This window comes from endosymbiont of Ridgeia piscesae, from assembly GCF_001443665.1.
In the GTDB taxonomy this organism is placed as follows: Bacteria; Pseudomonadota; Gammaproteobacteria; order Chromatiales; family Chromatiaceae; genus Endoriftia; species Endoriftia persephonae.
The window spans coordinates 249,277-258,673 of the sequence record NZ_KQ557116.1; the positions used below are offsets into that span (position 1 = coordinate 249,277).

The following is a 9,397-nucleotide window of genomic DNA, read 5'->3' on the forward strand; positions in this document are numbered from 1 at the left end:
GGGGCCTCGCTCAATCTATCCCCAACTCATCCCAGATCGCATCGACCCGCTGTTTCACCGCCTCCTCCATCTGGATCGGCGTACCCCACTCGCGGGTGGTCTCGCCGGGCCATTTGTTGGTGGCGTCCAAGCCAATCTTCGAGCCCAGGCCGGAGACCGGCGAGGCAAAGTCGAGATAGTCGATCGGCGTGTTCTCGATCAGCGTGGTGTCCCGGGCCGGGTCCATGCGGGTGGTCATGGCCCAAATCACGTCGTTCCAGTCGCGGGTGTTGATGTCATCATCCACCACGATGACGAATTTGGTGTACATGAACTGGCGCAGGAAAGACCAGACGCCGAGCATCACCCGCTTGGCGTGCCCAGGGTACTGCTTCTTCATGCTTACCACGGCCATGCGGTAGGAGCAGCCCTCTGGTGGCAGGTAGAAGTCGGTGATTTCGGGGAACTGCTTCTGCAGGATCGGCACAAAGACCTCGTTCAGCGCCACGCCGAGGATCGCTGGTTCGTCCGGCGGTCGGCCGGTGTAGGTGCTGTGGTAGATCGGTTCTTCTCGATGGGTGACGCGATCGATGGTGAAGACCGGGAAGCTCTCCACCTCATTGTAGTAGCCGGTGTGGTCGCCGAAGGGGCCCTCCGGGGCCATGTCGTCGGGGTGGATATGGCCTTCCAGCACGAACTCCGCCGACGCCGGCACCTGCAGGTTGTTGCCGATAGACTTCACCACCTCGGTGCGTGAGCCGCGCAGCAGCCCGGCGAAGGCGTATTCGGAGAGGGTGTCGGGCACCGGCGTGACCGCGGCGAGAATGGTGGCCGGATCGGCGCCCAGCGCCACCGTTACCGGGAAGGGTTCGCCGGGATGGGCCTCTTGCCACTCCCGATAGTCGAGTGCGCCGCCGCGATGGGCCAGCCAGCGCATGATTACCCGGTTGCGACCGATCACCTGCATGCGATAGATACCCAGGTTCTGGCGCGACTTGTTGGGCCCCCTGGTGATTACCAGTCCCCAGGTGATTAGCGGGCCGGCGTCACCGGGCCAGCAGGTCTGCACCGGCAGCTCGCCTAAGTCCACCTCGTCAGCCTCGGCGCTGATCGCCTGACAGGGGGCGTTGCGCAACTCCTTGGGGGCCATATCCAAGACCTTTTTAAACACTGGCAGCTTCTGCCAGGCGTCCTTCATCCCCTTCGGCGGATCGGGCTCCTTGAGAAAGGCGAGCAGCTTTCCGACCTCGCGCAGCGCGCTGACATCCTCCTCGCCCATGCTTAATGCAACCCGCTCGGGGGTGCCGAACAGATTGCCGAGCAGTGGGTAGCGGGAGCCCTTGACCTGCTCGAACAGCAGTGCTGGCCCGCCGGCCCGAAGGGTGCGGTCGCAGATCTCGGTGACCTCCAGGTTCGGGTCGACCTCACTGTGGATGCGTTTGAGCTGGCCGCGTTGTTCGAGTTGCTGGATAAAATCGCGCAGATCCTGGTATTGCATGGCGGTGCTACAGAGTTGGTTGAGACCGGGAGACCCTACCCAGCCAGGCAAAATGGGTCAACTTTGCCACCCAAGTCCATTTTATGGCGACGTTAATTTGGCAAAGTAGGGCTTATGGGGCATAAGAAAAACTTGAAAAATCTGTTTTGGAAGCTAGTGTTAGCAAAATCTAATATATCGGGAGAATAATTCCATGTACGCCAAATTCATGGTCTGGCTGTTGCCAGCACTACTGATAATTAGCGGAGTTTCTGGCGTTTCAGCGGCCGAACTGCCGAGCGAGCCGGCGATCTACCGGGAGATCCCCCGTGAGTTCCGTCTCGATGGGACGGTCGAGGCGATCAATCGGACCACCGTCTCCGCCCAGACCCAGGGGGTGGTAGAGCAGATCCTGGTCGATGTGGATGACTTTGTAGAGAAGGGCATGCTGATCGTGCTGCTCAACGACACCCAGCATCAGGCCAAGCTGAAACAGGCCCAGGCCGAGCTGAAGGAGGCGGTGGCGCGGCTGCAGGAGGCGCAGGATGAGTTCAAGCGGGTCAAGGGGCTGCACGAGAAGAAGCTGGTTTCCCAGTCGCAGATGGACAAGGCCACGGCGGCCCTGAAGTCGGCCAAGGCGCGCCGCGAGGCGGCCAGCGCGGGTCTCGATCAGGCCCGTGAGCAGCTCGAATACACCCGGGTAAAGGCCCCCTACAGTGGCATTGTCACGCACCGTCATGTGGAGGTGGGTGAGATTGCCCAAGCGGGTCAGCAACTGATGCGAGGCATCTCGCTGGATGAGCTACGGGTCATCGTGGATGTGCCGCAGAGCCTGATCCCCACCATCCGTAAGTTTGGCAAGGCGTGGGTGGAGCAGCCGGAGGGTGGCTTCGTGGCGGCGACCAGGCTGACGATCTTCCCCTTCGCTCATCATGGCAGCAATACCTTCAAGGTTCGGGTCGATCTGCCGGAGGGGGTTAAGGGGCTGTTCCCTGGCATGTTCGTCAAGACCTCGTTCCTTACCGGTAGCAAGCGTGAACTCGTGGTGCCGGCAATGGCAGTGGTCTACCGTTCCGAGGTGACCGCGCTCTATGTGATCGATGCTGATGGTCGTGTCGGTTTTCGCCATGTGCGGGTCGGTCACTACACCGAGGATGGTATGCAGGCGGTGCTGGCGGGGCTCTCCGAGGGCGAGCGGGTGGCGCTCGACCCGGTGGCCGCCGGTGCGCTTCTGAAGCAGCAGCGTGCGGAGGCCGCTAATGACTAAGCTGGGCATCTCCGGGCGCGTCGCGGAGCACTTTCTGGTCACTGAGATCACCCCGCTGCTGGCGTTGGTGGGGCTGTTGCTGGGGGTGTTTGCGGTGCTGGTGACACCGCGCGAGGAGGAGCCGCAGATCAACGTCACTTTCGCCAATGTCTTCATCCCCTTTCCCGGAGCCACCGCCAAAGAGGTGGAGAGCCTGGTGGCGACGCCGGCCGAGCAGGTGCTCTCCGAGATCGATGGCATCAAGCATGTCTACTCCACCTCGCGTCCCGGCATGGCGGTGCTGACGGTGCAGTTTCTGGTGGGCGAGGATCGAGAGGACGCCATCGTGCGCCTCTTCTCCAAGGTCTACTCCAACCAGGACTGGTTGCCGCAGAACCTGGGTGTGGGTCAGCCGATTATCAAACCCAAGGGTATAGACGATGTGCCGATTATCACCGCTACTCTCTGGTCGGAAAACCCAGAGGTGGGCGCTTACGAGCTGGGCCAGGTGGCACATGCTCTCGAGTCAGAGCTGAAACGGGTGCCCGGTACCCGCGACATCTATACCATCGGCGAGCCCGACCGGGTGGTGCATGTGCTGCTCGATCCGCAGGCCCTGGCGGGTCACAATATCGACCTGAGCGATCTGCGCCGGACGCTGCAAGCGGCCAACCAGATCCACGACTCGATTACTATCACCGCCGACAACCGGGAGCTGCTGGTGCAGGCCGGTACCTTTCTCACCTCGGCGGAGGAGATCGGCCAGTTAGTGGTGGGAGTGCAGGAGGATAAGGCAATCTACCTGCGCGATGTGGCGAGCATCAAACATCAACCCGACCTGCCGGCACAATATGTCTGGATGGGTGGTGGTGCCCAGGGTGTGCAGAAGGGGCTGCAGCCGGGGATGAGCTATCCTGCCGTGACCATCGCGGTGGCGAAGAAGGCGGGCACCAATGCGGTGGAGATTGCCGAGTCGGTGATCGAGCGGTTTGCGCAGCTCGAGGGCACCTTCATCCCCGATGGAGTCGAGGCGACCATCACCCGCAACTATGGTGAGACCGCCGAGGCCAAGGCCAACAAGCTAATCACCAAGCTGGCGTTTGCCACCCTCTCGGTGATCGTCCTGGTGTTTCTCGCCATCGGCTGGCGTGAGGCCTTTATCGTTGGTGGTGCGGTGGTGGTGACCCTGGCGATCACCCTGTTCGCCTCCTGGGCTTGGGGTTTCACCCTCAACCGGGTCTCGCTGTTCGCGCTGATCTTCTCCATCGGTATTCTGGTGGATGACGCCATCGTGGTGGTGGAGAACATTCACCGGCACCTGCAGATGGGCTCCAAACAGCTGCTGGAGGCGATTCCGGCGGCGGTGGATGAGGTGGGTGGCCCGACCATTCTGGCTACCTTCACAGTGATCGCAGCACTGCTACCGATGGCCTTTGTCACCGGCCTGATGGGCCCCTACATGAGCCCGATCCCGATCAACGCCAGCACCGGCATGTTGATCTCGCTGGTGGTGGCGTTTGTCTTCACCCCCTGGCTCACCAATAAGGCGCTAGCCAATCAGGCAGAGCAGATTGCTGTCCATACCCACGCTCATGATGAAAAAGAGGAGACCGGCCTGAGCCGTTTCTTCGACCGCGTGATGCAACCCTTGCTGCTTGGTTCCCGCGGCAACCGCAACCGCTGGTTGCTGCTGAGCGGCATCATGCTGCTGATCGTGCTGTCGATTTCGCTGGTGGTGAACAAGGCGGTGGTACTGAAGATGCTGCCCTTCGATAACAAGTCAGAGTTCCAGGTGGTGCTCGATATGCCGGAGGGGACTAGTCTGGAGCAGACCACGCGGGTACTTAGCGAGATGGGTGACTATCTCGCAACAGTGGATGAGGTGAGTGACTATCAAGTCTATGCTGGTAGCGCCGCTCCGATCGGCTTCAATGGCCTGGTGCGTCAGTACTACCTGCGTGAGGGGGCCAACCTGGGCGATATCCAGGTTAACCTGGTGGACAAACATCAGCGTGATCGCAAGAGCCACGAGATCGCTCGGGCGGTGCGCGAGCCGCTGCGACAGATCGCGTTGACCTACAACGGCAACGTCAAGGTGGTGGAAGTGCCGCCGGGACCGCCGGTGATGTCGCCGCTGGTGGCCGAGGTCTACGGCCTCGACTATCGTGGTCAGACCGAGGCGGCCTGGGAGATCCGCCAGGTGTTTGAGAACACGCCGGATATCGTCGATGTGGATGATAGCGTCGAACACCCCGCGGCGAAGTTTGTGGTGCAGGTTGACCGGGCTAAGGCGGCACGCCTTGGAGTGCCGCAAAGCAGCATCGTTGAGGCATTGGCGACGGTGCTGGCCGGTGAAGATGCCAGCTTTTTGCACGGTGAGAACCTGAAGTATGCGGTGCCGATCCGCCTTGAGTATTCAGATGCCGACAAGGCCGACCTGGAGCAGGTGTTGTCGCTGCGGCTGCGCTCCCAGAGCGGCAGTCTGGTGCCGCTGTCGGAGATTGTTGAAGTGATCCCGCGGGTGCGTGAGTACTCGATTTACCATAAGGATATGATGCCGGTGGTCTATGTTACCGGTGACATGGCGGGTGAGACCGACAGCCCGCTCTACGGTCTGTTTGAGATCTCTGGCCAGCTCGATGGGGAAGGTGGTATCGACCAGTGGTTTCTGAGTCAGCCGGAGAATCCTTACGAGTACAGCCTGAAGTGGGATGGTGAGTGGCAGATCACCTACGAGACCTTCCGCGACATGGGCATCGCCTACTCGGTGGGGCTGCTGATGATCTATCTGCTGGTGGTGGCCCAGTTCCGCAGCTACCTGGTGCCGCTGGTGATCATGGCGCCGATCCCGCTGACGGTGATCGGCATCCTGCCGGGCCATGCGCTGATGAATGCGCAGTTCACCGCCACCTCGATGATCGGCATGATCGCGCTGGCGGGCATCATTGTGCGTAACTCGATCCTGCTGGTGGATTTCATCAATCAGCAGGTGCGGGAAGGGATGGCGCTGGAGGCGGCGGTGGTGCGCTCGGCGGCGGTGCGCGCCAAGCCGATTGCACTCACCGCGCTGGCAGCGATGGCCGGTGGCCTCTTTATCCTTGACGACCCGATCTTTTCGGGGCTGGCGGTATCGCTGATCTTCGGCCTCTTCGTCTCCACCCTGTTGACCCTGGTGGTGATCCCGGTGGTCTACTATGCGGCGATGCGTAACCGGGTCGAGATGCTGCGTGCCGAGGCCTGAGTGGGGCTGTTAAGGCATAGTTCGTGACCGGAGGGCAGCCCGCCCTCGGGGCGCCCTTCGCTTGCTGGCTGATGTCGTTGTTGCCCCTGCCATCCTGCATGTGACGCCCTTATTGAAGCCTCAACATTTAGTGAGCTCTGCCGATGAGGTCTGAACGGAAGGAACTATCTTCCAGCCGCAGAACCCACTGTGGCAGGTTGCCACTGGACATAGAGAAAGTCTCATGCAACAGCTGTTATCCCGATCTATCGCTATCTCTGTTTTGTTTGTGTCGCTGCTTGCTTGGGGCTTGAGCGGTGTAGCAATAGCCGACACCACACTCAATTTTGGCGTCTATACGGCGGACAAACCGACTTCGGTAGTGCGTCAATTTAGGCCCCTGCTGAGTGGGCTCGAACAGCGTCTGAGCCTGTTGCGCGGTGAGCCGGTAAAGATCCGCATCCAGGTGGCAAAAAACTATCAGACGGGCATAGACGAGCTGGTCAAGGGGCGGGTCGATTTCTCCCGTTTTGGGCCAGTTTCCTACATCTTGGCGAAGCGGCAGAATCCGGGCCTGAGCATCATCGTGGCGGAATCCAAGCAGGGAAAAAAGGAATACAACGGCGTTATCTGTGTTCACAAAGATAGCCCGATAAAACGGATCGAAGAGTTGGCTGGCAAGCGGTTTGCCTTTGGCAATCAACGTTCCACCGTTGGCCGCTATCTGTCGCAACTCTATCTGGTGGAGCATGGGGTGCGGGAGAGTGATCTGGCGTCGTATGACTACTTGGGGCGGCACGACAAGGTGGGAATGGCGGTGGCAGCGGGTACCCATGATGCGGGGGCGCTGAAAGAGAGCACCTTTTTCAAGTTGGCCAAGAAAGGCAAGCCTCTGCGGCAGCTTGTCACCTTTCCGCTGGTCACCAAACCCTGGATTGCCAGGGCAGGATTGGCCCCCGAACTGCGGGCCCAACTGCGCCAGGCACTGCTGGAATTTCGGGATGACAAGGCATTCAAGGCGCTGAAGAAGGATGGCTTTCTGCCGGCGGACGATACGGATTACGATCGAATCCGCCGTGCGATCGAGCAGAATGAGCAATTTTTTGCGGATTAGTCGGGCGGTTTGAGTGACAAAGCAGATAAAGATGTTGCGCAGACTGCAATGGATCCGTTGGCTGCAGGATTGGCCGCTGTGGCTGCAGTTAGGCCTGGGGCTGGCGATCATCATGTTGTTGGCGGCACTGGGTGGCGGAGAGGTGGTGCGCCAGTTTGAACAGCAGCGTCAGCTGCAGGCTGCCCGTCAAGATGCCTCCCATCTATTGTCGGTGTTGGCGGCCTCTGTGGTGGAGGCGGTAATCTCGGAGGATATCCCTCTGTTGGAGGCCCAGGTGCGGCAGCTGGTGTTAACCGATCTGGATGTCTACAGCCTACAAGTGGTGAATGAGGTGGGCGTGCAGCTGCTGAGCTGGCAAAGGGACAAGTCGGCCCCGGCAGCAAATGTGGTGCTGCAACGGCAAGGCATCGAGCTGGAGGGCGAGCGGTTTGGCGAGATCCAGATCGCTCTAGACATGACGTCCCGTTATGCTGAGGTCAGGTATAGCGTTGAGCTGGCGAGGCAGCTGTTGTTTCTGCTGCTGTTTCTGATCGCCGCAGCGCTGCTGCTCCTCTCCGAGTTGTTGGTGGTACGGCCGCTGAGACAGATTGGCGAGCGCATCCATGCATTGGGTGACGGGCAGCTAGAGGGTGACCTCGAGCTGAGGAGCTCTCGCGACATGAATCTGCTGGCCGAGAGTGTGAATATGCTGGCGGATGCCCTGCGCAACGAGGATGTGCATAAGCAGGAGCTGAAGATGACCAAAGAGGCGGCAGTGGCGGCGAGTCGTTCCAAGTCCCGTTTTATGGACAACATGAGCCATGAGCTACGCACCCCGTTGAATGCGATCCTTGGTTTTTCCCAGCTGTTGAGCAGTGACAATGACGAGCTGCTGAGCTCCACGCAGGCGAGTTTTGTGGCGGGAATCAATGCTGCCGGCAGCAGCCTGTTGCAGCTGGTGGATGAGCTGTTGGTATTGTCCAGAAACGAGTCTGATGACCTGGAGATTAGTTTTGAGTGGGTTGAGCTCCAACCACTGCTAAAGAGCTGCTTGGGGCTTGTGGAGTTCGTGGCAAAGCGCAGTGGGGTGCGGTTGGTGACGGTAGCCGCCGAGGGTGAGTTGGTCTCTGTGTATGCAGACCGGGAGCGTCTGAAACAGGTGTTGTTGAGTCTGCTGTTCCGTGCGATCGAGTTCAGTGGCAAAGGCGGCGTGGTTGAGTTGCTCGGTCCCGAGCCGGGCGAGTTTGGGGTGCGCTTGCAGGTGACTGACAGCGGGCCGGGGATGAGCCTTGAACAACAGTTACGGGTGTTTGAGGGTTACTCATGTGGTGATGGCGGCAGTGGGTGCGGAGGTGCCGGTATCAGCCTTGAACTCAGTCATCGATTGATCCAGATGATGGGCGGCATTATGGGAATGACGAGCGAACCAGGCCAGGGCTGTAGCTTTTGGATTGAACTGCCCGATGTGGAAAGCGCTGAGCCTCAGCTGCAGGAGTCGGTGTCCGATTGATGGATCGCATCGGTTTGTCGTTCCATCTGCCCCATGATTGATCGCCAAAAAGCGGCTTAATGGAGTGGGAGCAAAGCATGTGTTACGCCATCTATACGATTCTTATCGGACTTTTTCTCATCTACAGTGATGCCGTGCTGGAGCCACTCGCGCTCTCGGAACAGGTGGGTGAGGGGGAGTGGATGGTGGTGGCCCTGGGGTGGGAGATGCTGTTTTCGATCTGGCCGCTACTGCTGATGGCGATGGTAGTAGCCAGCGCTCTGACATTTTTTGTCATGCGTTGGCTGAAGTGGAGTTAGGCGCCAGGCGTACCCGGGTGGCCTCTGATTTATTAATAGCCTGTGCTGAGTCCGGCAGGCCGTCAACGCTCCTGATTCCGGTTTCGAGGTCGCAGAATCGATGGTTAAACGGTTAATTTAGGTCAGCCGATGCTAATCTATCTTCACGGCCTTAACAGCTCCGGTGGGTCGGCCAAGGCCAGGGTGTTGCGCGATGCTCTGCCGCAAATCAGCCAGGATGCGCCGACTTATCCGGCGCATCGTCCGGTTCAGGCGGTTGCAGCACTACAGGGCTATTTTGAACAGCTGCTGGCATCGCTTTCCAGCGGCGAGCCGCTGCTGCTGATCGGCAGCTCGATGGGAGGATTCTACGGGCGCTATCTGGCGCAGCAATTGCCCTTTGACCATCTGCTGATGATTAATCCGGCGTTGCAGCCCTGGAACTTGTTGCCAGAGCATGAGGGTTGGCAGGAAACCGCGTTGGGAGAGCATTACTATTAATCGTTCCGAAAGTATTGGCAGTCTATTTTTGAACTTGCCAAAATATACTTTGTATCTGACATGCGGAAGAAACTCTTAATCAGCGAAGTGCGC

General features: G+C 59.6%; 7 protein-coding genes. 6 read left to right on the plus strand and 1 reads right to left on the minus strand.

Annotation, left to right across the window (positions count from 1 at the left end; genetic code table 11):
* Positions 1 to 10: 10 nt before the first annotated feature.
* Complete coding sequence (ubiD, locus tag Ga0074115_RS02305) at positions 11 to 1,477, minus strand: 4-hydroxy-3-polyprenylbenzoate decarboxylase (RefSeq protein WP_060528161.1); 1,467 nt, start codon at positions 1,475 to 1,477, stop codon at positions 11 to 13.
* Positions 1,478 to 1,670: 193 nt separating this feature from the next.
* Between ubiD and Ga0074115_RS02310 the strand changes: the two genes are divergently transcribed.
* From Ga0074115_RS02310 to Ga0074115_RS02335, 6 genes are all read left to right on the plus strand, one after another.
* A complete protein-coding gene (locus Ga0074115_RS02310) occupies positions 1,671 to 2,723 on the plus strand; it encodes an efflux RND transporter periplasmic adaptor subunit (RefSeq protein ID WP_057957231.1) in 1,053 nt (350 codons plus the stop codon).
* The gene (locus tag Ga0074115_RS02315; RefSeq protein ID WP_060528162.1) at positions 2,716 to 5,943 is read left to right on the plus strand and encodes an efflux RND transporter permease subunit; all 3,228 of its coding nucleotides are present in this window, start codon (positions 2,716 to 2,718) and stop codon (positions 5,941 to 5,943) included. Before Ga0074115_RS02310 ends, Ga0074115_RS02315 begins: the two co-directional genes overlap by 8 nt.
* Before the next feature lie 223 nt (positions 5,944 to 6,166).
* Positions 6,167 to 7,036: a phosphate/phosphite/phosphonate ABC transporter substrate-binding protein gene (phnD, locus tag Ga0074115_RS02320; RefSeq protein WP_060528163.1), complete on the plus strand. Its 870-nt coding sequence runs from the start codon at positions 6,167 to 6,169 to the stop codon at positions 7,034 to 7,036.
* 31 nt (positions 7,037 to 7,067) lie between these two features.
* On the plus strand, positions 7,068 to 8,525 hold the full coding sequence (locus Ga0074115_RS02325; RefSeq protein ID WP_057957233.1) for a HAMP domain-containing sensor histidine kinase: 1,458 nt from the start codon (positions 7,068 to 7,070) through the stop codon (positions 8,523 to 8,525).
* Positions 8,526 to 8,602: 77 nt separating this feature from the next.
* Positions 8,603 to 8,824: a hypothetical protein gene (locus Ga0074115_RS02330; RefSeq protein ID WP_057957234.1), complete on the plus strand. Its 222-nt coding sequence runs from the start codon at positions 8,603 to 8,605 to the stop codon at positions 8,822 to 8,824.
* Between the two features lie 129 nt (positions 8,825 to 8,953).
* Positions 8,954 to 9,304 carry a YqiA/YcfP family alpha/beta fold hydrolase gene (locus Ga0074115_RS02335; RefSeq protein WP_267887580.1) on the plus strand — a complete coding sequence of 117 codons (351 nt, stop codon included), beginning with the start codon at positions 8,954 to 8,956 and terminating at the stop codon, positions 9,302 to 9,304.
* Positions 9,305 to 9,397: the final 93 nt, after the last annotated feature.

Excerpts from the sequence above, each read along its gene's own strand:
- Ga0074115_RS02330 (WP_057957234.1), top strand. The coding sequence starts at position 8,603 with ATGTGTTACGCCATCTATACGATTCTTATCGGACTTTTTCTCATCTAC.
- ubiD (WP_060528161.1), bottom strand. The coding sequence starts at position 1,477 with ATGCAATACCAGGATCTGCGCGATTTTATCCAGCAACTCGAACAACGC.
- Ga0074115_RS02335 (WP_267887580.1), top strand. The coding sequence starts at position 8,954 with ATGCTAATCTATCTTCACGGCCTTAACAGCTCCGGTGGGTCGGCCAAG.
- Ga0074115_RS02325 (WP_057957233.1), top strand. The coding sequence starts at position 7,068 with ATGTTGCGCAGACTGCAATGGATCCGTTGGCTGCAGGATTGGCCGCTG.
- Ga0074115_RS02310 (WP_057957231.1), top strand. The coding sequence starts at position 1,671 with ATGTACGCCAAATTCATGGTCTGGCTGTTGCCAGCACTACTGATAATT.
- phnD (WP_060528163.1), top strand. The coding sequence starts at position 6,167 with ATGCAACAGCTGTTATCCCGATCTATCGCTATCTCTGTTTTGTTTGTG.
- Ga0074115_RS02315 (WP_060528162.1), top strand. The coding sequence starts at position 2,716 with ATGACTAAGCTGGGCATCTCCGGGCGCGTCGCGGAGCACTTTCTGGTC.